This is a genomic window from Serpentinimonas raichei (assembly GCF_000828895.1).
Lineage (GTDB): Bacteria > Pseudomonadota > Gammaproteobacteria > Burkholderiales > Burkholderiaceae_C > Serpentinimonas > Serpentinimonas raichei.
Genome location: NZ_AP014568.1, coordinates 339,666 through 361,784, shown reverse-complemented (window position 1 = coordinate 361,784; position 22,119 = coordinate 339,666). Strand labels below are relative to the sequence as shown.

Below are 22,119 nucleotides of genomic sequence, written 5' to 3'. Positions count from 1 at the left end.
CCCAAAGGTAACGCGCAATGGCTGACAGCGACGACGGACTGCAGGACGCGGCCATCTTCCTCATGTCGCTCGGCGAAGAGGAAGCGGCCGAGGTGTTCAAGCATTTCTCTCCCAAAGAGGTACAACGCCTGGGCGAGACGATTGCGCGCATGCGCGCCGTCAGCAAAGACAAGGTCGATGGCGTGGTCGACAAGTTCACCGCTGAGGCGGCCTCGCAAAGCCTGCTGGTCTCGGACACCGACAACTACGTGCGCGCCGTGCTCAGGCGCGCGCTGGGCGACGACAAGGCCTCGTTGCTGATCGACCGCATCCTGCAAGGGGGCGATGTCTCGGGCATCGAGAGCCTGAAATGGATGGACCCCAGTTCGGTGGCCGAGCTGCTGCGCAACGAGCACCCGCAAATTCTGGCCGCCATTTTGGTGCACCTCGACCAAGACCACGCCGCCAGCGTGCTCAAGTATTTCACCGAGCGCACCCGCAATGACGTCATGCTGCGCATCGCCACCATGGAGGGCATCCAGCCGATGGCCCTCAAAGACCTCAACGAAGCGCTCTACCAGGTGCTGGCGGGCGGCGACAAAATCCGCAAGAGCTCACTGGGCGGCGTCAAGGCGGCGGCCGAGATCATCAACCTGCTCGGCACCAGCCTAGAGACCACCGTGGTTGACTCGATCCGCGAGTCCGACCCCGATCTGGCACAAAAAATCATGGACAAGATGTTCACCTTCGAGGACGTGAACAAGCTCGACAACAAGGCCATGCAGATGGTGCTCAAAGAGGTGTCATCCGACGCGCTGGTGATCGCCCTCAAAGGCGCCAGCAGCGAGCTGAAAGAGAAAATCCTCGGCAATATGTCGAGCCGCGCCGCCGAAGCGCTCAAAGAAGACCTGGAATCGCGCGGGCCGGTGCGGCTGTCCGAAGTCGAGGCGCAGCAAAAAGAAATCCTCAAGGTGGTGCGCCGCTTGTCTGACGAGGGCCAGATTTCGATTGGCGGCGGAGGCGACGATGCCTTCGTCTAGCCGCGCCTCGCACTATCAGCGCTTCATCCCACGCGAGGAAGTGCTCGAGGTGGCAGCGGTGCAGTTTGGCCCCATCGACGGACAAGCCCAGCGCCACCCCACCCCCGAGGCACAGGCGCAAGAAGATCTGCACCAGACACAGCAAGAGCAGGCCTTGCGCCAACAGGCGTGGGACGCGGGCTTCGAGGCTGGCCAGCTTAAAGGCGCCGCACAAACGCGGCTCGAATTGCAGGAGCAAACCCTGCTGACGCAACGCGAACAGGCGGAACGGGTGGCAACCCTGCTGCATCAGGCACAAGCGGGTTTTGATCGGCTCGAACAGGCGCTGGCCGAACAGGTGTTGCAATTGGCCTGTGAATTGGCGCGCCAGGTGGTGCGGCGTGAGCTCAGCACCCCGCTGCCGCCCTTGCGCAGCGTGGCCCAAGAAGCGCTGGCTTTGCTGATCGACGACGGCCGCCCGGCCACTCTGCGCCTGCACCCGCTGGATGCCGCCCTGCTGGCTGAGCATGCGGCGCTGGAGGCGCACGGCAGGCCAGTGCAGGTGCAGCCCGACCCCACCCTGAGCCCGGGCGACTGCGTGGTGGAATGCGCCCATGGCGGCGTCGATGCGCGGCTGGAACAACGCTGGCAGCGCGCGGTGGCCAACTTGGGGCTGGAGCCGCCCTGGCAACCCGGCGGGCAAGCCGATGTCTGAGCCCCAAGCCCCAGACCTACCGCCGCGCTGGCAAGCCTTCATGGCACTGGCGCACCAGGCGGCCACCCAGCACACCGCGCTCGAAACCAGCGGCCGGCTGGTGCGCCTAGCCGGTTTGGTGCTCGAAGCCCAGGGCGTGCGTGCGCCCGTGGGCTCGCAATGCGTGATCGACACCCCCGGCGAGCCCGACAGCGCGGTGCTGGCCGAGGTGGTGGGCTTCAACGCTGACCGCGCCTACCTGATGCCGGCCGGCGACGTGCAGGGGCTGGCCAGCGGCGCACGGGTGCGCCAATTGCCTCCCTACCGGCCGCAACTGCGCTTGGGCGACCCTTTCAAGCCCCTGCCGCCCAACGACCGCGGCGTGCTGCGGCTGCCGCTTGGGGGCGGGCTGCTGGGCCGGGTGGTCGATTCGCACGGGCATCCGCTCGATCACCAGGGGCCCTTGCGCGCGGTCGTGGTCGAGCCGCTGGAGCGCAGCCCCATCAACGCCATGGAGCGCGCCCCGGTGCGCCAGCCGCTCGACACCGGGGTGCGCGCCATCAACGCCTTGCTCACCGTCGGGCGTGGCCAGCGCATCGGGCTCTTTGCCGGCTCCGGTGTCGGCAAAAGCGTGCTGCTGGGCATGATGGCGCGCTTCACCCGCGCCGACGTGATCGTGGTTGGCCTGATCGGCGAGCGCGGCCGCGAGGTGAAAGAATTCATCGAAGACATCCTCGGGGCTGATGGACTGGCGCGCTCGGTGGTGGTGGCCGCCCCGGCCGACCTGCCGCCGCTGCTGCGCCTGCAGGGCGCGCACTACGCCACGGCCATCGCCGAGCGCTTTCGCGACGACGGGCTCGACGTGCTGCTGCTGATGGACTCGCTCAGCCGCTACGCCATGGCGCAGCGCGAAATCGCCTTGGCCATCGGCGAGCCGCCCGCCACCAAGGGCTACCCCCCGAGCTGCTTTGCCAAAATGCCGCAACTGGTCGAGCGCAGCGGCAACGCGGCGCAGGGCAAGGGCTCCATCACCGCGTTTTACACCGTGCTCTCGGAGGGCGACGACCAGCAAGACCCGATCGCCGACGCCGCCCGCGCCATACTGGACGGCCACATCGTGCTCTCGCGCAGCATGGCCGAGTCGGGCATCTACCCGGCCATCGACATCGAAGCCTCGGCCTCGCGCGTGATGCACAACGTCACCAGCGCCACGCACCAGCAGTGGGCGCGGCGCTACCGCCAGCTCTATGCGCGCTACCAAAAAAGCCGCGACCTGATCCAGCTCGGTGCCTACGCCGCAGGCAGCGACCCCGAGACCGACCGCGCCATCGCCCTCTTTCCCGCCCTGCAGCATTTTCTGATGCAGGACATGCGCGAACAAGCCCCGTTCGAGGCCAGCGTGCAGCAACTGGCCGAGGCCATCGGCGAAGCCCACGCCACGCGGGCCAGCCACCTCCACCCAACGCAGCCATGAAAGCCCCCGCCCACGATTTGTCGCTGGTGATCGACGTCGCGCAGCGCAAGCGCGACCTGGCTTTGCAGGCACTGGCACAACTGCAACAAGAACAACGCCAGGCGCTGCTGCAGTTCAACCAGTTGCAAGGCTACAGCGCCGAAACCGGCTTGCGCTGGAGCGAGCGCTCCGCACAGGGCTTCGATGGTGTGCAACTGCACACCCACCGGGTGTTCATGGGCCGGCTCGACCACGCCCAAGCCTTTCAACAAGAGGTGTTGCAACAGATTGCGCAGCGGCTGCAGCAGTGCCAGCAACACGTCATGCAAGCTGAGCGCGAACTGGCCAGCCTGCGCAAGTTTCAGCAGCGCCGCCACCAAGCATGGCTGCTGCAACAGCAGCGCCAAGAGCAAAAATCCAACGACGAAATGGCCGCCGTGCAACACCGCTTGCACGCCGATTTGCACCCTTGGAGATCGAACCCATGAGAACCGACGCCCCGGCAGCCCCACGCGCACCTGAGCCCAACCCGCGCCGCCTGCCCGCTGCAGGCGCCGCAGCCGCGCACGCACCAACCACCGCCCCTGCCGACTTCTTTGCCGCCTTGTTGCTCGCTGCCGACGACAGCCAAGCGCGCAACCCTTTGCCTCAAAACATCACCCACCCCGCTGCTGAGCACACCTCCGCCGCCTGCGACGCCCCCACCCCAACCTTCCCATTGGGGCCAACAACTCCCCAGCCACCCAGTTCCACCTCGCCCCCACCCCGCTTTGAGGCCAATGCCGTGGCCACACCCAGCCATGGCACACCCAGTAACAGCCCCGCCGAGCCATCAACCCCTAACGGCATCGGCACAGCAGACGCAGCAAGCAGCAAAGCCGCCCCCGCTGCGGCGCAGCCACAGACCACAAGCCCTTGGGTTTCCACCGTCGCCAAGGCGCGCGCCAAACCCACCCACTTGGCTGCTTCACCAGCCGCCGCCGAGCTGGCACCCGGCCCAGCGGGCCAAGCCAGCCTCTACCCGCGCCCGGCAGCCGCATTGGCGCCGAACCCTTACGCAGCCGGAGCCGGCGCAGCGGCTGGCTCGGCCTCGGCTGCCGCCCAGGGCATCGCGGACGAATCCGACGCCGGCGCTTTGCTTGCCGCCCTCACCGCCGGCGCACGCGGAGAGTCGAGTGCGCGCGAAGGCTCGGGGCAAGGAGCGCGTGGCGGCGATGCAGCCCGCACCTTGGTGGAAAGCCCGACCGCCTCGGGCACCGGCACCGAAGCGGCCAAGGCCGACGCAGACTTCAGCCACCTGCTCGAGCAGGCCACGGCCCAAGGGCTGGATGCCGTTTGGGAACCGCTGGGGCAACAAATCAGCTTCTGGTTGGCGGGGCAGGTCAAACGGGCCAACCTGTTGCTGCACGAGGGCCTGCATCAAACCCTGGAAATCGAGATCAAGCTCGATGGCCAACAAGCCCAACTCGACTTTCTCACCAACGACGAACAACTGCGCGAGAGCCTGCGCAGCCAAGCCCAAGAGGCCTTGTCCGAGATGTTGGGCCAAAACGGACTCGAACTGGCCGGTCTTTCGATTGGTTCACGCGCCTCGGGCCAATCCGACCGCTCCACGGCGCAGCGCCCTCAGGCGAGCAGCGCGCGCGCCGAAGTCACCGAAACCCCTGCCGCCGAGCCGCCGTCGCTGGTGCTGCAGCCGGCCAGCGGTCGCGCCGGCTTGAGCGTCTACGCCTAACAGCCGACACCGGCGGCACCGCGCAAGCCCCTTAAAAATCCAAAAAGCAGGCCTCCACGCCTGCTTTTCTGACTCAAGCCGGCGCCGATTGCTCACACAATCGGCATGACACAATACAGCCGTCCGAATCGGTCGGCACTGCCTAGGCAGATGTATTTGAACAGAAGGCAAAACCATGGCCGCAAAACCTCCGGCACCCGCTGCCCCCGACGCTGCACCCGCCAAACCCAAGAGCAAGAAGCTGCTCCTCATCATCCTGGCTGCCGTGGTGGCCGTCGTGCTGGTGGGGGTTGCCATTTTGGTGGCTCTGATGATGTTTCAGCCGGCCGCAGAAGAACTTGACGCCGATGGCCAGCCGGTGGTGCAACTCGCTGCCCCGGCCGCCCCACCCACCTTCATGCCATTGGAAAACATGGTGGTCAACCTGGCCGATCCGGGAGCCATGCGCTTTGCCCAAATCGGCATCTCGGTGCAGTTGGCCGACTCGGCCACCGCCGACCGGCTCACGGCCTTCATGCCCGCGATCCGCAACGGCATGCTGCGTCTGGCCTCGCAGCGCACCGCTGCCGAGCTGCTGACGCCGGCGGGCAAAGACGCGCTGGCCGCCGACATGCTGGGCATGATCCGCCAGACCACCGGCTTGCCCGACCAAGGCACCACCCCCAGCCCGGTGCAGGCGGTGTTGTTCACCAGCCTGATCGTCCAGTAAGCCGCCGGCTCGACCGAATTTAAGCCGCACCATGAGCGACGCATTCCTGTCCCAAGACGAGATCGACGCCCTGCTCGAGGGTGTCACGGGCGAGAGCCAAAAACTCGCCAAAGACGAGATTGACTCGGGCGCGGTGCGCGGCTACGACCTGTCCAAGCAAGAGCGCATCGTGCGTGGGCGCATGCCCACCATGGAGGTGATCAACGAGCGCTTTGCCCGCAACCTGCGCGTTGGCTTGTTCAACCTGATCCGGCGCAGCCCCGAAATCTCGGTCGGTACGGTGCAGGTGCAAAAGTACAGCATGTTCCTGCGCGAGCTGGTGGTGCCCGCCAACTTCAACATCATGGCGGTGCGCCCGCTGCGCGGCTCGGGCATGATCGTGTGCGAGCCCACGCTGCTGTTTGGCGTCATCGACAGCCTGTTTGGCGGCAACGGCAAGTTTCACACCCGCATCGAAGGGCGCGATTTTTCGCCCACCGAGCAACGCGTCATCAACCGGCTGGTCGAGGTGGTGTCGGAGGAGTACAAAAAAGCCTGGAAGGGCGTCTATCCGCTCGAACTGGTCTATCAGCGCTCCGAGATGCAGCCCCAGTTTGCCAACATCGCCACCCCGAGCGAGATCGTGGTCAGCACCAGTTTTTCGCTCGAAATCGGCGACATCACCGGCTCGCTGCACCTGTGCATCCCCTACGCCACGCTGGAGCCGATTCGCGACCTGCTCTACTCCACCTCGCAAGGCGACTCGATGGAGGTGGATCGGCGCTGGGTGCGGCTGCTGGGCCAAGAAATCCAGGCCGCCGAAATCGAACTCTGCGCCGAACTGGCGCGCACCCGCACCACGGTCGAGCAACTGCTGGCCATGAAAGTGGGCGACTTCATCGAACTGGAACGCGAGCGCGTGATCGATGCCCGCGTCGATGGGGTGCCGGTGTTGCAGGCCGAATACGGCACCCACAACGGCAAATACGCCCTCAAAGTGGTGCAATTGCGGCGCGAACAAGCCAGCACCTGGCATGGAGACAAGCATGACTGACGAAACCCCCGAATCCATGGCCGACGACTGGGCCCAGGCCTTGCAAGAGCAAAGCAGCAAGGGCGTGAACGACGACCTCAGCGCCGGTGCCCCGCACTTTGACGCCAGCCCCGGCAGCGCCGTCAACAGCCCGAACGACATCTCGATGGTGCTCGACATCCCGGTGCAGCTCTCGGTCGAACTGGGCCGCACCAAGGTGCCGATCAAATACATTTTGCAACTGGCGCAGGGCTCGATCGTCGAACTCGACGCGCTGGCTGGCGAACCCATGGACGTGCTCGTCAACGGCTACCTGATCGCCCAAGGCGAGGTGGTGGTGGTGAACGAAAAGTTCGGCATCCGCCTGACCGACATCGTCACCCCCTCCGAGCGGCTGCGCCGCCTGAGCCGCAACTGATGCCGCAGCGCCCCATCACTGCGCCCGCTCGTTTCAGGCCATGAACCAGTCAATTTTCACCGCCATGTTGCCGGCGCTCGGCCTGCTGTTGGTCATGGTGCTGCTGGCCTGGGGCGTGCATTGGATGCGCAAGCGCATCGCCCCCTCAGGCAGCGGCTTGGGTGCCGATTTGCGTCTGGTGTCGCAGCTCATGGTGGGGCCCCAGCAGCGTGTGGTGGTGGTCGAAGTCAACGGCCCCGACGGCCCGGTGCAGCTCACGCTGGGCGTGACACCGCAGCACATCAGTGCCCTGCACACGCAACGCCTCGTGGGCGCAGCCGCTGCACCAGCGTCATCCGCATCCGGCCCCGCCCCCTTCGCCCCCGCCACGCCCTCGGTGGCCCAGCCAGCCCCCGAAACCCTGTACCAAAAGGTGGCCCGATCTCTAGGCGCAGGGCCGCCGCCCGCCTCGGAGCCGCGCCCATGAAGGCTGCCCTGATCCGGCTGGGGCGGCCGCTGGGCTTGGCTGCGCTGGCGGGATTGCTGCTGGGTGGCGGCGCTCTGGCGTGGGCGCAAGGGGCCCCGGTGCCACCTGCCGCCGCACCGCCGGGCAGCTTCCCGATTCTGATCGGCCAAGGCGCGGGCGGCACCAGCTTTTCGGTGCCCATCCAGACCCTGCTGTTCTTCACCGCGCTCTCGTTCTTGCCGGCGGTGCTGCTCATGATGACGGCCTTCACCCGCATCATCATCGTGCTCTCGCTGCTGCGCATGGCGCTGGGCACGCAGGCGGCGCCCCCCAACCAGGTGCTGGTCGGGCTGGCGCTGTTTCTCACCTTGTTCGTCATGGCCCCCACGCTGGACCGCGTGCACGCCGAAGCCTACCAACCCTTTACCCGGGGCGAAATCAGCTTTGAGCAAGCGGTGCAGCGCGCCGAAGCGCCGATGCGCGAGTTCATGACCAAGCAAACCCGCCAAGCCGACTTCCTCATGTTTGCCAACCTGGCCGGCTTGGACGAAAGCGTGACCGTGCAAACCGCCCCCTTTCGGGTGCTGGTGCCGGCCTTCGTGATCAGCGAGCTCAAAACCGCCTTCATGATCGGCTTCTTGATCTTTATCCCGTTTCTGGTGATCGACCTGATCGTGGCCAGCGTACTCATGTCGCTGGGCATGATGATGCTCTCGCCGGTGCTGGTGGCGCTGCCCTTCAAGCTCATGCTGTTCGTGCTCGCCGACGGCTGGAACCTGCTGATCGGCTCGCTCGCGGCGAGTTTCGTGGTCTAGCGCCCGTCCGGTCAAATCTGATAAAAATAACATGGACGCCCAAGCCGTACTCACCATCGGTCAAAACGCGCTCTTCATCCTGCTGGCCGTCTCAGCGCCGCTGCTGGGGGTGATTTTGGTGGTCGGGCTGGTGGTGAGCCTGTTTCAGGCCCTGACGCAGATCAACGAGGCCACGCTCTCTTTCGTGCCCAAGATCGTGGCGGCGGTGGTGGTGTTTGCGATCTCGGGGCCGTGGATGCTGACCACGCTGGTCGATTTTTTGCGCCGCATCCTGCTCTCGATCCCCGAGTACGCAATCTAGGGCACGGGGCAACGGCACGTGGACGCCCCCATGATCACTTTCACCGAGGCCCAGATCATGGCCTGGGTGGCGCCCATCTTCTGGCCTTTTCTGCGCGTGCTCGGCGTCTTTGCCAGCGCCCCGATCTTTTCTTCGCGTTCGGTGCCCATGCGCCTCAAGGTGGCGCTGGCCTTTCTGATCGCGGTCTGCATCCAGCCGGCGCTGCCCGAACCGCCCATGCTCTCGCTCACCAGCCCCGAGGCGCTGGGCGCGGTGATCCAGCAAATCGCCATCGGCGTCTCGATCGGGCTGGCGGTGCGCATCGTCTTTGCCGCGGTGGAAATGGCGGGCGAGATCATTGGCTTGCAGATGGGGCTCAATTTCGCCGGCTTTTTCGATCCGGCCACCAACGCGCAGTCGAGCCCGGTCGGGCGCTACTTTGGCAACATCACCATGCTGCTGTTCGTGGTCATGAACGGGCATCTGATGCTGATCATGGCGGTGGCCGCGAGCTTTCACACCTTCCCGGTGGGGGGCGACATGCTGGCGGTGGTGCAGACCATGCGCCTGCACGAACTGGGAGGGCTGATTTTTTACTACGGCCTGTGGATCGCCCTGCCCATGATCGGCATGCTGCTGTTCGTCAACGTGGTGCTGGGCATCATCACGCGCATCGCGCCGCAAATGAACGTATTCGCCATCGGCTTTCCGCTCACGCTCTCAGTGGGTCTGGTGGGCATCGCCTTTACGTTGCCGCTGCTCGATCAGCCGGTGCTGCAACTCATGCGCGTCGTTACCGACTTGTTCTTGGCCGGTTGAGCCGCGCAGCAAACCCCGCCGGCGCGGGGTCAAACCAACTGGTTGCGGATCGCGTACACCGTGAGTTCGGCGTTGTTGCTCAAGCCCAGCTTTTCCAGCGTCCGGGCCCGGTAGACGCTCACGGTTTTGGGGCTGATCATCAGCTCTTGGGCGATCTGCGCCAGCTTTTTGCCCGTCGCGATTTTGCACAGCGTCTGCAACTCGCGCTCTGACAGGCTGTCGTGCAACTGCGCCGATTCGGGCGCGCTCAAGTGCTTGGCCAGCAGCTCGGCCACCTCGGGCGGCAGGTATTTGCGCCCCTGCGCCACCGTGCGCACGGCGGTGATCAAGGCCGCCGGGTCGCCACCCTTGTTCAGGTAGCCCATGGCCCCGGCCTTGAGGCAGCGCAGCGCGTACTGGTCTTCGGGGTACATGGAAACCATGAGCGTGCGCAGCGGCCCCTCTTCTTGCTGCAACACGGCCAAAATCTCCAGCCCGCTGCGCCCGGGCAGATCGACGTCGAGCAGCAGCACATCCGGGCGCTGTTGGCGCAGCAGCTCGCGCAGGCTGGCGTAGCCGTCGGCCTCGCCAATGACGCGGATGTCGGTCGCCTCGGCCAGCGTGTCGCGCACACCGCGGCGCAACATGGCGTGGTCATCGCACAGTATGACTTTGATCATGGCATTTATTCCCAGTCAGCGGCCTTGGTCCCATTCAAGGGCAAGGAAAGGATCAGCGTCATGCCCTGGCCCGGTGCCGTGGCCACATCGAGCCAGCCGCCGGCCCCTTGGGCGCGCTCGCGCAAGCCCAGCAGGCCAAAGGATTGCAGCTTGGCCAGATCGGCGGCGCTGGCACCGCAGCCGTCGTCGCTCACCTCCAGCGTGAGCACGCCTTCGAGGTCGCTCAACTCCAGCCGCACGCTGCGCGCCTGCGCGTGCTTGAGCACGTTGGTGAGCGCCTCTTGCGCGGTGCGGTAAACCACCATCGCCAGCTGCGGCTCGACTGGCAAACGCAAACCACCTTCGAGCCGCAGCGCCAACCCGGTGCGCTCGGCAAAGGTGCGCACCAGCCATTGCAAGGCCGGCTCCAAACCCTGGTCCAGCACCGCCGGCCGCAAGTTGCGCATCAGGCGCTGGCTGGCCAGCAGCGCATGCTCGGCCATTTCGAGCGCCGCGCGCACATGCGCCTGGGCCTCGGGCTGCGGCAGATGCCGCCCCAGCCACGCCAGATCGAGCTTGAGCGCCGCCAGCGCGCCGCCGATGTCGTCGTGGATTTCGCGCGCAATGTCGGCGCGCTCGCGCTCCAGCCCAAGCTGCAAATGCTCGGTCAAGTCCACCAAGCGGCGGCGCGATTCCGCCAGCTCGGCCTGCGCCTGCGCCTGCGTGCGCCGGCTGGCGTGCAGCTCCAGTGCCCGCTGCAAGGCCGTGGGCAGGCGCGCCAGCCGGTTTTTATCGACGTAGTCGCTCACCCCGCGCAGCAGCGCATCGGCCACCGTGGCCTCGCCGATGGCCCCCGAGACGATGAGGAAGGGCAGCTCCAGCCCTTGCTGCTGCAGCCAGTCCCACGCTTGCATGCCGCAAAAACCGGCCAAATGGTAATCGGCCAGCACCGCGTCCGCCTCGCCCTGCCGCAGCGCCGACTCAAAGTCGGCCATGGTTTCGACCAAGGTCAGCCGCACCTCGAACTCGGCGCGCACCAAGCAACGCCGCACCAATTCGTGGTCGGCGGGGTTGTCCTCGAGGTGGAGCAGATGCAAAGGGTTCAAAACAGGGTGCCTCTAGACCCGAGTCTAAACTTGCACAGGCGCTAAAGCTGGAATTTTCAGGCTAAGATGCGCCAGATTGATAAACTTCAACGAGTACATTGCCCTTTTGCTCGCCATCATGCACACACCCGCACCCACCTCGCACGAACAGCGCCGCTGGCCGCGCGAGGAATACACCACGGTCGAGGCCTTGCCCAGCGCCCCCAGCGACGAACCGTTGGTCGAGATCCCGGTGTCGGTGGTGGCCGACTTGCAAGACTCGTTGCTGGTGGCCATGAACGACCTCAAGCGCCTTGAAGGCCTGCTCGACCACGCCACCGCCAACCTGCTGGACCGCTTCAATGCCGCCTTGCAGAGCGCCGAGCAAATGCCCGAGGGGGCCCTCAAGGCCGAGTTGCAAAGCAGCCTGCACGCCTCTGTGACCGAGCTGCAGTTTCATGACATGTCCTCGCAGCTACTGGTGCACATTGGCAAAATGCTCAAAGGTTGCGCCTATATTTTGGCCGACCAAGCGCTCGAGCCCGACGAAAACGAAGCCGGCATGGTGGTCACGCACATGCCCCGCAACCCCAACCCGGTGACGCAAAGCGAAATGGACGCCGGCTCGATCGAACTGTTCTAGGCGCTGCGCCGCACCCTGCCACCCTCCCCCCAAAATTAACAAGGTACCTCCATGCATTCGATCCTTGCCGTCGACGATTCGGCCTCTATGCGCAAGATGGTTTCATTTACGCTCGCCAGCGCCGGCTTCAAAGTGGTGGAGGCCGTCGACGGCGTCGATGCGTTCGAGAAAGCCGAAAAACAACCGTTCGACCTCGTGCTCACCGACCAGAACATGCCGCGCCTCGATGGCATCGGCCTGACGCGCAAGCTGCGCGAGCACCCCCATTTCAAGCAGACCCCCATCCTCATCCTCACCACCGAATCGAGCGACCAGATGAAGCAGGCTGGGCGCGCTGCCGGAGCCACCGGCTGGTTGGTCAAACCTTTTGACCCGGCACGCCTGATCGAGGTCATCCGCAAAGTGATCGTCTGACCCCTGCGCGCTGGCTTCGCACCGCCTTCCCCACTTTTTCCGCCCCGAACGAGACTCGACCGACCATGGCAGACGCGAAAAACGACGGCTTCGACCTGACCCAGTTCTACCAGATCTTCTTTGAAGAAGCCGGTGAGAACCTAGAACAGATGGAGCAGCAACTGCTCAACCTCGACCTTGAAACGGTCGATGACGAAGAGCTCAATGCGATCTTTCGCTGCGCCCACTCGATCAAGGGCGGTGCCGCCACCTTTGGTTTCGAAGACGTGGCCGAGCTCACGCACCAAATGGAGGGCCTGCTCGACAAATTGCGCCGCCACGAGCTCAAGCCCACAGCGCCCATGGTCGATGTGCTGCTGGAATCGTCCGACGCCCTCAAGGGCCTGCTGGCCCGGCATCAAGGCTCGAGCGCCGCGGTACCCGAAACCGCTGGCTTGGTGCAGCGCATCCGCGTGCTGGCCAGCGGCGCGGCACCGGTTGCGGCAGCCCCTGCACCAGCCCCCGCACCAGCCCCCGCACCAGCCCCCGCACCAGCCCCCGCACCAGCCCCCGCACCAGCCCCCGCACCAGCCCCTGCACCAGCCCCCGCACCGGCGTCCTTCGGCGGCATGCCGGCTGCCTCGGCTGCCGGCGTCGAGCGCAGCTTGCAAGCCCGCATCGGCCCCTTGAGCGACACCGCCCAAGCCGACCCCATCAAAGATTTATTCCGCGACATCGTGGGCCTAGGCCACATCACCGCCGAGCGCGACGAGGGCGGCTGCCGCATCTACGACATCCACACCACCAGCAGCGACGCCGAGCTGCTCGACCTGTTCGCCTTCCACGTCGCCAAAGACGCCATCCGCCTGCAAGCCGCCAGCCCAGCCGCTGCCGCCCCCGACACCCCCAGCGACGTGATCGAGCAGGGCTACGGCCTGTTTGCCGGCGCACCGGGCAGCCCGGTGCCGGGCAGCAGCGTCACGGCCAGCGGAACCGTAGTGCCCGAACCCGACCTGGTGCAGGGCTACGGCCTGTTTGCCGGCGCCCTAGGCAACCGGGTCACGCCGCAAAGCCACGCCCAGGAGCTGCTGCACGAGGGGCCAAATACCGGCGCTGCCGCCACCGAACCCGGTTCCAAGCCTGCCGAAGCGGCCAAATCCACCCGCCCAGTGGCTGCCGCCGCTGCCGCCGCCCAGCCCGAGGCCACCACGCTGCGCGTCTCGGTCAGCAAGATCGACCAGCTCATCAACCAAGTCGGCGAGCTCGTCATCACCCAAGCCATGCTGGCGCAAAACAGCCGCGCCCTCGACTCCACGCTCAACCAGCAGCTGCTGGCCGGCTTGGCCGACTTGGAACGCAACACGCGCGACTTGCAAGAATCGATCATGTCGATCCGCATGATCCCGATGTCGGTCGTCTTTAGCCGCTTCCCGCGCATGTTGCGTGACCTTGCCAGCAAGCTGGGCAAAAAGGTCGAACTCGTCACCCAAGGCGAAGCCACCGAACTCGACAAGGGCCTGATCGAGAAAATCACCGACCCCCTCACCCACCTCATTCGCAACAGTTGCGACCACGGCATCGAGCTGCCGGCCGATCGCGTGGCGCGTGGCAAGCCCGAAACCGGCACCATCACCCTGAGCGCGGCGCACCAGGGCGGCTCGATCCTGATTGAGGTGCGCGACGACGGCAAGGGCCTGTCGCGCCCCAAGCTGATCGAAAAAGCGCGCGCCAAAGGCATCCACGCCCCCGACGACATGAGCGACCAGGAAGTCTGGCAGCTGATTTTCGCGCCCGGATTTTCCACTGCCGACGTGGTCACCGACGTCTCGGGCCGCGGCGTCGGCATGGACGTGGTGATGAAAAACATCTCATCCCTGGGCGGCACGGTCGAGCTCGATTCGGCCGAGGGCTTTGGCATGAGCGTCAAGGTGCGGCTGCCGCTCACGCTGGCCATCATGGACGGCATGACGGTGCGCGTCTCCGACGAGGTCTACATCCTGCCGCTGTCGTCGGTGGTGGAATCGTTCCAAGTCGAGTCCAACACCATCAACACGGTGGCGCAAAACTCGCAACTGGTCAAGGTGCGCGAAGAGTACATGCCGGTGATCAAAACCGACCGCACCTTTGGCGTGCCGCGCCCACGCGCCGACGAATCGGCCAACTCCATCATGGTGGTGGTCGAGTCCGACGGGGCGCGCGTGGCCCTGATGGTCGATGAACTGCTTGGGCAGCAGCAGGTGGTGATCAAAAACCTGGAGTCGAACTACAAAAAAGTGCCCAACGTATCGGGCGCCACCATTTTGGGCGACGGCCGGGTCTCGCTGATCCTTGACACCTCGGCCTTGGTGCGGCGCTCGCGCCAGGCCTAAAGCCCATCCAAACCCATACCCCAGCCCCTACACAGCGACATGCAAGACCAAGCCGAGGCCGTACAAAGTCGGGAATTCGCCTGGACCGAGTCCGACTTTCGCCGCATCAAAGACCTGATCTACCGCCACGCCGGCATCAGCCTGCACGATGGCAAGCAGGCCATGGTCTACAGCCGCATCTCACGCCGCCTGCGCGAGACGCGCCACCGCAGTTTTTCTGATTACTTGCAGTGGCTCGAGAGCCAAGGCGATGCCGACGAATGGCAGGCCTTCGTCAACGCGCTCACCACCAACTTAACCTCGTTTTTCCGCGAAAACCACCACTTCGAAGAGCTGGCACGCTTGGTGCGCGCCGCCCCCCCGGGGCACGACTGGAAAATCTGGTGCTCGGCCGCCTCCACCGGCGAGGAGCCCTACTCGATCGCCATCACCTTGGCCGATGCGCTCGGCTTGGATGGGCGTTTCCGGATCTGGGCCAGCGACATCGACACCAAGGTGCTGGCCACGGGCGCGCGTGGGGTGTACAAGCTCGAAGGCCTAAAAAACCTCAGCCAGACGCAGTTGCAAAAGTACTTCCTCAAGGGCAAAGGCGACAACGCCGGACTGGCGCGGGTGCGCCCCGAGTTGCAGCGCCACATCGAGTTCTTCACCCTGAACCTGATCGAAGACAACTGGAGCCTGCGCGAGAGCTTTGACGTGGTATTTTGCCGCAACGTCATGATCTATTTCGATCACGCCACCCAGCGCCAGGTGCTCGCGCGCATGCACCGCCTCCTCAAGCCCGGCGGCGCCTTGTTTGTCGGACACGCCGAAAACTTCAGCGACGTGAAGACGCTTTTTGCCTTGCGCGGCAAAACCATCTACGAAAAAGTCTGACGTCATCCCATGCACCGCAGCCTCGAACACCTGCAGACCCTCAAAACCCGCCCCCGCCGACCGGGTGAGGCGTCGTTTTTCTTTCACGACCAGCACTTCAAGTACAACGCCGCCAAGGTGCTGCCGGGCGAGTATTTCGTGGCCAACGAAGACCTGGTCATCATGACCGTGCTCGGCTCCTGCATCGCCGCCTGCATCTGGGACTCGCGCCTGCGCATCGGGGGCATGAACCACTTCATGCTGCCCGACGGTGGCGCCGACAGCTCGGGCCGCTACGGCTCCTACGCCATGGAACTGCTCATCAACGAACTGGTCAAGCAAGGCTCTTCGCGCGAGTACATGCAAGCCAAGGTGTTTGGCGGCGGCGCCGTGATTGCGGGCTTTACCACCATGAACGTGGGCGAGCGCAACACCAAGTTCGTGCTCGACTATCTGGCCACCGAGCGCATTCCGGTGGTCTCCAAAGACGTGCTCGACATCTACCCGCGCAAGGTGGTGTTTTTCCCGGTCAGTGGCAAGGCCATGGTCAAGCGGCTGGCGCACGCCCACCCCGACACCCTAGAAGCCCAAGAGCGCCAGGGCATGGCCACCAAGGTGGTGCAGTCCACGGCCGGTGGCTCGGTCGATTTGTTTTGATTGCTTATCCCATGGCAAAAATCAAAGTGGTGGTGGTCGATGACTCGGCCTTGGTGCGCAGCCTGCTGAGCGAGATCATCAACCAGCAAAGCGATATGCAGTGCATAGGCGCCGCCAACGACCCGCTGCAGGCGCGCGAAATGATCCGCGAGCTCAACCCGGACGTGATCACGCTCGACGTGGAAATGCCCAAAATGGACGGGCTGGAGTTCCTCTCGCGCCTCATGAAGCTGCGCCCAATGCCGGTGGTCATGGTCTCCACGCTCACCGAGCAAGGGGCCGACACCACCTTGCGCGCGCTCGAAATGGGGGCGGTCGATTTTGTGGCCAAACCGCGCATTGGGGTAAGCAGCGGCCTCAAGGCCTTGGGCGAAGAGATCGTGGACAAAATCCGCATTGCCAGCCAGGCCCGCGTATCGCGCCACATCGCTGCGGTAACGCCCACCTTGGCGCGCGCACCCGAAACGGCCAGCGGCGCCCCGCGCCCTAGCAGCCTAGGCCGCCTCTCGACCGAAAAAATCATCTGCATCGGCGCCTCCACCGGCGGCACCGAAGCCATCAAAGAAATTTTGGTCGAACTGCCGGCCGATGCGCCCGGCATCGTCATCACGCAGCACATGCCGCCGGGCTTTACCACCAGCTTTGCGGCGCGGCTCGATTCGCTGTGCCGCATCCGCGTACAAGAGGCCGTTGATGGGCAGCGCATCCTGCCCGGGCACGCTTACATCGCCCCAGGCGGCAAGCAGTTTTCAATTGCGCGCAGCGGCGCCAACTATGTGGCGGTGGTCGATGACTCGCCGCCGGTGAACCGCCACAAGCCCTCGGTCGAGGTGCTGTTCAAATCGTGCGCGCGCGTGCTCGGCCCCAACGCCATCGGCGTCATGCTCACCGGCATGGGCGGCGACGGCGGTGCGGCCATGAAAGAAATGCTCGACGCCGGCAGCCACAACATCGTGCAAGACGAAGCCAGTTGCGTGGTCTTTGGCATGCCCAAGGTGGCCATCCAGCACGGTGCTGCCAGCGAGGTGCTGCCGCTCAAGCGCATCGCCCCGGCGCTGCTGGAGCGCCTGCAAAGCGCCGGAGCCGTGCGGCACCGGATCTAAGCCGCCTACCTTAGATCAGCCGATCCACATTCACCCCGGCGCTCGGTGGCAAAGGCAGCGACGAGGTGGTCTGGTAACTCTCGGCAGCCGCCTCAAGGGCGCGCTCAATGGGAGTGGGCTGCGCCGGCGCAATCAGATCGGCGCGCCGCTGCGCCGCCTCGCGCGCCTCATCGCCTATCAACTGGTCGGCGGCAAAGCGGCTGGCGCTCCAGACATTGGGCAGCAGATCGCGGATTTGGTTGTCCAGTGCCACATCGACCGGGTTGCGCTGCGACGGCGGCAACTGCGCCTCTGGGTTTTGCACCTGGCGCTCTTGGCGCTCTTGGCGGGCGCGCTCGATGCGCTCTTGCTCCAGCCCTTGCAGGCTGGGGGCCGACTCCAGGGCTTGGCGCTGCGCCAACACAGAAGCCGCCAAATCGGCTTGGGATTGGGCGTTAAAACGCTCTGGCGCCCCGGCGTTGTCGTACATATTGGCGCGCAGCGCCTGGTCGGTCGGGTTCACCGGGGGCTGCGCGGGTGGGGCATAGACCGCTTGGGTGCGCGAGCCCTCGCCCGCCGGCGCCACCGGGGCAGCCACCCCTTGGTTGCGCGGCGACACGTGTTCGCTGGCGCGGGCTGGTGTTGCAGGCTGCACACGCGCCGCCACCGGCCCTTGGGCAGGCACAGGCGCAACGGCGACAGATGAGATGTTTAACATGGCAGACTCCAACACAAGGCTAAGGCCGAGCGGAATGAGGGCCTTCCCAACCATCATCGGCGCCCGTGGGCCAAACTTTAGGGCAATCGAACAAATTTTTCAAGATTTGACAGCACGTAAAATATCCTGTTCGTCAATACATCGCTTGGGGCGCTCCACGTGTGCACGCCCTCGACCTCAAAACCCCTACGGGACCCTCGACCATGACCGCAGCCCTGCCCTTATCCGACCGCGACGGCAAAATCTGGATGGACGGCCAGTTGATCGACTGGCGCGACGCCCGCGTACACGTCCTCACCCACACCCTGCACTACGGCTGCGGCGCCTTCGAGGGCGTGCGCGCCTACGCCACCGCCAACGGCACCGCCATCTTCAGGCTGCAAGAGCACACCGAGCGGCTCTTTAACAGCGCCAAGATTTTGCGCATGAAAATCCCCTACACGCCAGAACAGGTCAACGCCGCGCAGTGCGAGGTCATCCGCGCCAACGGCCTCAAAAGCGGCTACTTGCGCCCGCTCACCTGGATCGGCAGCGAAAAGCTCGGCGTCAGCCCCAAAGGCAACACGGTGCACCTGATGGTGGCCGCCTGGGCCTGGGGTGCCTACCTGGGCGAAGAAGGGCTCAAGCGCGGCATCCGCGTCAAGACCAGCAGCTACACCCGGCACCACGTCAACATCACCATGACGCAAGCCAAGGCGGTGAGCAACTACACCAACTCCATTTTGGCCAATATGGAAGCCACCGACGACGGCTACGACGAAGCGCTGCTGCTCGACGCCAGCGGCTTCGTGAGCGAAGGCGCGGGTGAAAACCTGTTCATCATCAAAGGCGGCGTGATTTACACCCCCGACCTTTCCGCCGGCGCGCTCAACGGCATCACGCGCAACACCGTGTTCCACATCGCGCGCGACCTCGGTCTCGAGGTGGTGCAAAAGCGCATCACGCGCGACGAGGTTTACATCGCCGACGAAGCCTTCTTCACCGGCACCGCCGCCGAAGTCACCCCCATCCGCGAGCTGGACCGGCTCGAAATCGGCTGCGGCAGCCGCGGCCCCCTCACCGAGCGCATCCAGAGCGCCTTTTTCGACATCGTCGGCGGGCGCAACCCCAAATATGCGCATTGGCTGACAGCGGTTTAAGGGCCGCCCCGGCATGGGCACCGATGGCACCGCAGGCGGCATGGGCCGCTGCCACCTCGATCTTGGTTGTGGCACGAAACCGCGCAACCCCTACCGCCAGCAGCGGCTGTTTGGCATCGACATCCGCCACGGCTTGCAAACGCCGGGGGTCGAGGTGATCGTGGCGGCCAACTTGGCTTTGCAGGCCATCCCTTTCCCCGACTCGCACTTCGACAGTGTCTCGGCCTACGACTTCCTAGAGCACATCCCGCGCGTGGCGCTCGACCACGCCAGCGCCAGCAGCCGCCTGCCCTTTGTCGAGCTGATGAATGAAATCTGGCGCGTACTCAAGCCCAATGGCCTGTTTTATGCTGTCACGCCGGTTTTTTCACACGAAAAAATGTGGCGCGACCCCACCCACGTGAACCCGATCACCCCCAAGAGCTGCCGCTACTTCACGCGCCCCGAACTGGGTGCGCGCATGTACGGCTACACGGGCGACTTCGAGGTGCTGCGCCAGACCCGCTGCCGCTTCAAGCGCGAATATGAGCCCGCCAGCCTGCCCATGGGCGGCACCCTGAGCCGCTGGCTCGATCGCGCCACCGGCCAGGCGGCGCATCTGGTCTGGGAGTGGCGCGCCCTCAAGCCCGCTGCACCCAACAAGCCTGTGGCCTGATGCAGCAGCCTGCCAGCGCCCCCACTTCGCTGGAGCGGGTGACGGTCGTCATCGTCAGCCACCACAGCGCGCATTGTGTGGCCGCGCTGGCGGCCCAGTTGAGCCGCTGCCCGCACATCGTGGTGGTGGACAACGCCAGCGCCGACGACACGCTGGCCCAGTTCCAGCGTCTGCTGCCACAGGCGCAGTTGATCGCCAGCCCACACAACCTCGGCTTTGGTGCCGCCAACAACTTGGCGCTGGCGCAGGTGCAAACGCCTTTGGCGCTGTTGCTCAACCCCGATTGTGAAATCACCGAAGCGGCCATCGTTGCGCTGCTCGATGCCGCCGATTGCTACCCCGATGCCGCTGTACTGGCCCCGCAACTGCTCGACAACCGCGGCGGCCCGACCCTCAACTACGGCTGGCCGCGCCACCTCTGGGCCGCCCGCGGCCCCGGGGCCGACGGGCCGTGCTGCGTGGGCGCGGCGTGTGGTGCGGTGCTGCTGCTGCGCTTGGAGGCCCTGCGCGAGGTGGGGCATTTCGACACCGGCTTTTTCCTCTACTACGAGGACGACGACCTGTGCGCCCGCCTGCTGGCGGCCCAGCGGCCCATTGTGTTGCTGCCCGAGGTGCGCGTGCCGCACCGCTCGCGCGGCTCTACGCGCTCGCCCAGCCCCTGGCGCACCGAATACGGGCGCGGTTTTCACCACGCCCAATCCAAGCTGCGCTATTGCGCCAAATACCATGGCTTGGCGCGGGCCCAGAGCCAGCGCCGCCGCTGGCTTGCATTGGCCGTACTCAATTCATTGGCCCGGCTGCTGCTGCCGGTGCCGCGCCTGCTGGCCCGTGCGCTGGGCCGCCTGATTGGGCTGTGGCGCTGGCAGGCTGCCAGCGTGGAGCGCACCGGCCTTGTTTCGACCCATGGCGGCTCATCGGCCACCCCACCACCCCGAACCCCATGCAAGCCCTAAGCTCAGTCCCTTTAGCGAGCCCCAGCCCCTCAGCACTGGCAAGCCCTGCGCGCTCGGTGGCCTACTTGGCCGCTGCGCTTGGCTTCCTCACCTTCATGCCGATCGGCTTGGCCTATTTGGGCTTGTTGGGTTTGCTGCTGGCGCTGCTGCTCAACAAAACCCATTGGCAACCGCGCTGGCAGCAACTGCGCCCTTGGCTGTGGTTGGTCGGGCTGCCCTTGCTGTGGGCAATGCTGGTGCTGGCCACCCAAGGCTGGCACGAGGACAGCGCCACCCGGCTGTTTCACCTCGTTCGGGTCGCGCTGCTGCTCTGCATCGGGCTGGCGCTGCTGCCACGCGAGCGCTGGTTGGCGCTCTATGGCCTCATGGCCGGGGCCGTGTTTGCGGCTGCGGTCATGCTGCTCAACCAAGTCTGGGCGCTGCCCGACTGGGCCATTTGGCGCGCCATGCTCACCGTGACCGGCAACAGCAGCAGCCAAAAATTCATCATGCTGGCCGTGGCCGCTGCTGCCGCGCTTTGGCTGGGCTTGCAAGCCGGGCTGGATTGGCGCCGCCGTCTGCCTTGGTTGTTGGCCGCTGCGCTGTTTGCCACCGTGGTGGCGGCGCTGAGCATATCGCGCAACGCGCACCTGGTGCTGCTGTTTTTACCCTGTGTGGTGCTTGCGCTGCGCTATCGTGGCTGGCGGGTGCGCGCGGTCGGCCTGCTCTTGCTGCTGGCGGGTGCCGCCGCTGTGTGGCAGCTCTCGCCCACCCTGCAACCGCGCTTTGAAGCCGCAGCGCAGGAGATGCAGCACTTTGCCGCCACCGGCGAGCTCGGCGGCAGCGCCTCGGTGCGCTGGCGCATGTACCAGCGCGCTTGGCAAGGCATGAGCGAGCAACCGCTGCTGGGCACCGGGCTGGGCAGCTGGCTGCCGCTGTGGCGCGCCGAAATGGCCGACGAAAACCCGGCCATGGCCGAAATCAACAACCCCCACAACGACTGGCTGCTCACCGGCATGGAAAAAGGCGTGCCCGCCCTGCTGCTGCTGCTGGCCCTGTTGCTGGCCTTGGGCTGGCACAGCGCGCGCCACAGCCGCGGCGACGCGCTGGCTGGCGTGGCGCACCTGCTGGTCTGGACCGTGTTCATCACCGCCTTGGTCAACGCCCCCTTGCGCGACGCCAACCTCGGCCTCTCGATGCTGTGGCTGCTGGCGGCTTTTGCGGCTGGGCAGCGCAGCAGCGAGGCCAAGTGGGACTAGGTTCTTGTCAACATGGGACTAGGCAAACGCTGCTACGGATCCATTCTTCCTGAGTGAGGGTCTTCATCGTCAGCGTCTGGGCGCAGCACGGCAAGCTGCTTGAGCAAGACCGGTAGCCACTCTTGCGTGGTGTCCCACACCACATCGAGGTTGATCTCGAAATAGCCGTGGGCCATGCGGTTTCGCATGTTGCGCATGCTGCGCCACGGCACAGCGGCGTGCGCCCGAGTGAACTCGGCATAGCCATCCATCACCTTCGTGGCGGCCTCGCCGATGACAATGAGGCTCATGATAACGGCCTGTTGGGTTCGCTTGT

Annotated in this window: 26 protein-coding genes; 22 read left to right on the top strand and 4 right to left on the bottom strand. The window is 65.4% G+C overall.

Annotated elements, in window-relative coordinates; all coding sequences use genetic code 11:
- Positions 1–17 precede the first annotated feature (17 nt).
- The 12 genes from fliG to fliR all read left to right on the top strand — a co-directional run bounded on the left by fliG (position 18) and on the right by fliR (position 9,378).
- Positions 18–1,019 carry a flagellar motor switch protein FliG gene (gene fliG / locus SRAA_RS01715; RefSeq protein WP_045530626.1) on the top strand — a complete coding sequence of 334 codons (1,002 nt, stop codon included), beginning with the start codon at positions 18–20 and terminating at the stop codon, positions 1,017–1,019.
- Positions 1,006–1,713 (top strand): FliH/SctL family protein, encoded by a 708-nt coding sequence (locus SRAA_RS01710; RefSeq protein ID WP_045530624.1) that lies wholly within the window; start codon positions 1,006–1,008, stop codon positions 1,711–1,713. Before fliG ends, SRAA_RS01710 begins: the two co-directional genes overlap by 14 nt.
- Positions 1,706–3,166, top strand: a complete 1,461-nt coding sequence (gene fliI / locus SRAA_RS01705) for a flagellar protein export ATPase FliI (protein ID WP_045530622.1) — start codon at positions 1,706–1,708, stop codon at positions 3,164–3,166. Before SRAA_RS01710 ends, fliI begins: the two co-directional genes overlap by 8 nt.
- Positions 3,163–3,633, top strand: a complete 471-nt coding sequence (gene fliJ / locus SRAA_RS01700) for a flagellar export protein FliJ (protein ID WP_029462110.1) — start codon at positions 3,163–3,165, stop codon at positions 3,631–3,633. Before fliI ends, fliJ begins: the two co-directional genes overlap by 4 nt.
- On the top strand, positions 3,630–4,880 hold the full coding sequence (locus SRAA_RS01695; RefSeq protein ID WP_045530620.1) for a flagellar hook-length control protein FliK: 1,251 nt from the start codon (positions 3,630–3,632) through the stop codon (positions 4,878–4,880). The genes fliJ and SRAA_RS01695 overlap by 4 nt, the downstream gene beginning before the upstream one ends.
- A gap of 175 nt (positions 4,881–5,055) precedes the next feature.
- Positions 5,056–5,589 (top strand): flagellar basal body-associated FliL family protein, encoded by a 534-nt coding sequence (locus tag SRAA_RS01690; RefSeq protein WP_052467441.1) that lies wholly within the window; start codon positions 5,056–5,058, stop codon positions 5,587–5,589.
- 31 nt (positions 5,590–5,620) lie between these two features.
- Positions 5,621–6,622: a flagellar motor switch protein FliM gene (gene fliM, locus SRAA_RS01685; protein WP_045530618.1), complete on the top strand. Its 1,002-nt coding sequence runs from the start codon at positions 5,621–5,623 to the stop codon at positions 6,620–6,622.
- Positions 6,615–7,019, top strand: coding sequence for a flagellar motor switch protein FliN (fliN, locus tag SRAA_RS01680; RefSeq protein WP_029462114.1), 405 nt, complete (start codon positions 6,615–6,617; stop codon positions 7,017–7,019). Before fliM ends, fliN begins: the two co-directional genes overlap by 8 nt.
- A 40-nt stretch (positions 7,020–7,059) precedes the next feature.
- On the top strand, positions 7,060–7,485 hold the full coding sequence (locus tag SRAA_RS11995) for a FliO/MopB family protein (RefSeq protein ID WP_052369084.1): 426 nt from the start codon (positions 7,060–7,062) through the stop codon (positions 7,483–7,485).
- Positions 7,482–8,279 carry a flagellar type III secretion system pore protein FliP gene (gene fliP / locus SRAA_RS01670; protein WP_029462116.1) on the top strand — a complete coding sequence of 266 codons (798 nt, stop codon included), beginning with the start codon at positions 7,482–7,484 and terminating at the stop codon, positions 8,277–8,279. The genes SRAA_RS11995 and fliP overlap by 4 nt, the downstream gene beginning before the upstream one ends.
- 31 nt (positions 8,280–8,310) lie before the next feature.
- Positions 8,311–8,580, top strand: a complete 270-nt coding sequence (gene fliQ, locus SRAA_RS01665) for a flagellar biosynthesis protein FliQ (RefSeq protein WP_029462117.1) — start codon at positions 8,311–8,313, stop codon at positions 8,578–8,580.
- A gap of 30 nt (positions 8,581–8,610) precedes the next feature.
- On the top strand, positions 8,611–9,378 hold the full coding sequence (gene fliR, locus SRAA_RS01660; RefSeq protein ID WP_029462118.1) for a flagellar biosynthetic protein FliR: 768 nt from the start codon (positions 8,611–8,613) through the stop codon (positions 9,376–9,378).
- A 29-nt stretch (positions 9,379–9,407) separates the two neighbouring features.
- Here the strand turns inward: fliR and SRAA_RS01655 are convergent, their stop codons facing one another.
- Together SRAA_RS01655 and SRAA_RS01650 are read right to left on the bottom strand one after the other, a co-directional pair.
- On the bottom strand, positions 9,408–10,037 hold the full coding sequence (locus SRAA_RS01655; RefSeq protein ID WP_045530616.1) for a response regulator: 630 nt from the start codon (positions 10,035–10,037) through the stop codon (positions 9,408–9,410).
- 5 nt (positions 10,038–10,042) lie between these two features.
- The gene (locus SRAA_RS01650) at positions 10,043–11,122 is read right to left on the bottom strand and encodes a hybrid sensor histidine kinase/response regulator (protein WP_029462120.1); all 1,080 of its coding nucleotides are present in this window, start codon (positions 11,120–11,122) and stop codon (positions 10,043–10,045) included.
- Between the two features lie 118 nt (positions 11,123–11,240).
- On the opposite strand from SRAA_RS01650, the gene SRAA_RS01645 reads away from it, so the two are divergent.
- From SRAA_RS01645 to SRAA_RS01620, 6 genes are all read left to right on the top strand, one after another.
- Positions 11,241–11,744, top strand: a complete 504-nt coding sequence (locus SRAA_RS01645; RefSeq protein WP_231849306.1) for a hypothetical protein — start codon at positions 11,241–11,243, stop codon at positions 11,742–11,744.
- Positions 11,745–11,795: 51 nt separating this feature from the next.
- Positions 11,796–12,158, top strand: coding sequence for a response regulator (locus tag SRAA_RS01640; protein ID WP_029462122.1), 363 nt, complete (start codon positions 11,796–11,798; stop codon positions 12,156–12,158).
- Between the two features lie 65 nt (positions 12,159–12,223).
- Positions 12,224–14,506, top strand: a complete 2,283-nt coding sequence (locus SRAA_RS01635) for a chemotaxis protein CheA (protein ID WP_045530614.1) — start codon at positions 12,224–12,226, stop codon at positions 14,504–14,506.
- A 39-nt stretch (positions 14,507–14,545) separates the two neighbouring features.
- Entirely contained in the window at positions 14,546–15,382 is an 837-nt protein-coding gene (locus tag SRAA_RS12390) for a CheR family methyltransferase (RefSeq protein WP_029462124.1), read from the top strand.
- Between the two features lie 9 nt (positions 15,383–15,391).
- On the top strand, positions 15,392–16,018 hold the full coding sequence (gene cheD / locus SRAA_RS01625; RefSeq protein WP_029462125.1) for a chemoreceptor glutamine deamidase CheD: 627 nt from the start codon (positions 15,392–15,394) through the stop codon (positions 16,016–16,018).
- Positions 16,019–16,029: 11 nt separating this feature from the next.
- Positions 16,030–17,121, top strand: coding sequence for a protein-glutamate methylesterase/protein-glutamine glutaminase (locus SRAA_RS01620; RefSeq protein ID WP_029462126.1), 1,092 nt, complete (start codon positions 16,030–16,032; stop codon positions 17,119–17,121).
- 10 nt (positions 17,122–17,131) lie between these two features.
- Here SRAA_RS01620 and SRAA_RS01615 read toward each other — a convergent pair whose 3' ends face one another.
- Positions 17,132–17,818, bottom strand: coding sequence for a hypothetical protein (locus SRAA_RS01615; RefSeq protein WP_144318681.1), 687 nt, complete (start codon positions 17,816–17,818; stop codon positions 17,132–17,134).
- A gap of 203 nt (positions 17,819–18,021) precedes the next feature.
- Here SRAA_RS01615 and SRAA_RS01610 point away from each other — a divergent pair, with 203 nt between their 5' ends.
- From SRAA_RS01610 to SRAA_RS01595, 4 genes are all read left to right on the top strand, one after another.
- The gene (locus SRAA_RS01610) at positions 18,022–18,957 is read left to right on the top strand and encodes a branched-chain amino acid transaminase (protein WP_045533061.1); all 936 of its coding nucleotides are present in this window, start codon (positions 18,022–18,024) and stop codon (positions 18,955–18,957) included.
- 13 nt (positions 18,958–18,970) lie between these two features.
- On the top strand, positions 18,971–19,612 hold the full coding sequence (locus SRAA_RS11990; protein WP_052467440.1) for a class I SAM-dependent methyltransferase: 642 nt from the start codon (positions 18,971–18,973) through the stop codon (positions 19,610–19,612).
- On the top strand, positions 19,612–20,565 hold the full coding sequence (locus tag SRAA_RS01600) for a glycosyltransferase family 2 protein (protein ID WP_082039843.1): 954 nt from the start codon (positions 19,612–19,614) through the stop codon (positions 20,563–20,565). Before SRAA_RS11990 ends, SRAA_RS01600 begins: the two co-directional genes overlap by 1 nt.
- 65 nt (positions 20,566–20,630) lie before the next feature.
- Positions 20,631–21,803 (top strand): O-antigen ligase family protein, encoded by a 1,173-nt coding sequence (locus SRAA_RS01595; RefSeq protein WP_171820209.1) that lies wholly within the window; start codon positions 20,631–20,633, stop codon positions 21,801–21,803.
- Positions 21,804–21,835: 32 nt separating this feature from the next.
- On the opposite strand, the gene SRAA_RS01590 is transcribed toward SRAA_RS01595, so the two are convergent.
- The gene (locus SRAA_RS01590) at positions 21,836–22,093 is read right to left on the bottom strand and encodes a HepT-like ribonuclease domain-containing protein (protein WP_476748572.1); all 258 of its coding nucleotides are present in this window, start codon (positions 22,091–22,093) and stop codon (positions 21,836–21,838) included.
- Positions 22,094–22,119 lie beyond the last annotated feature (26 nt).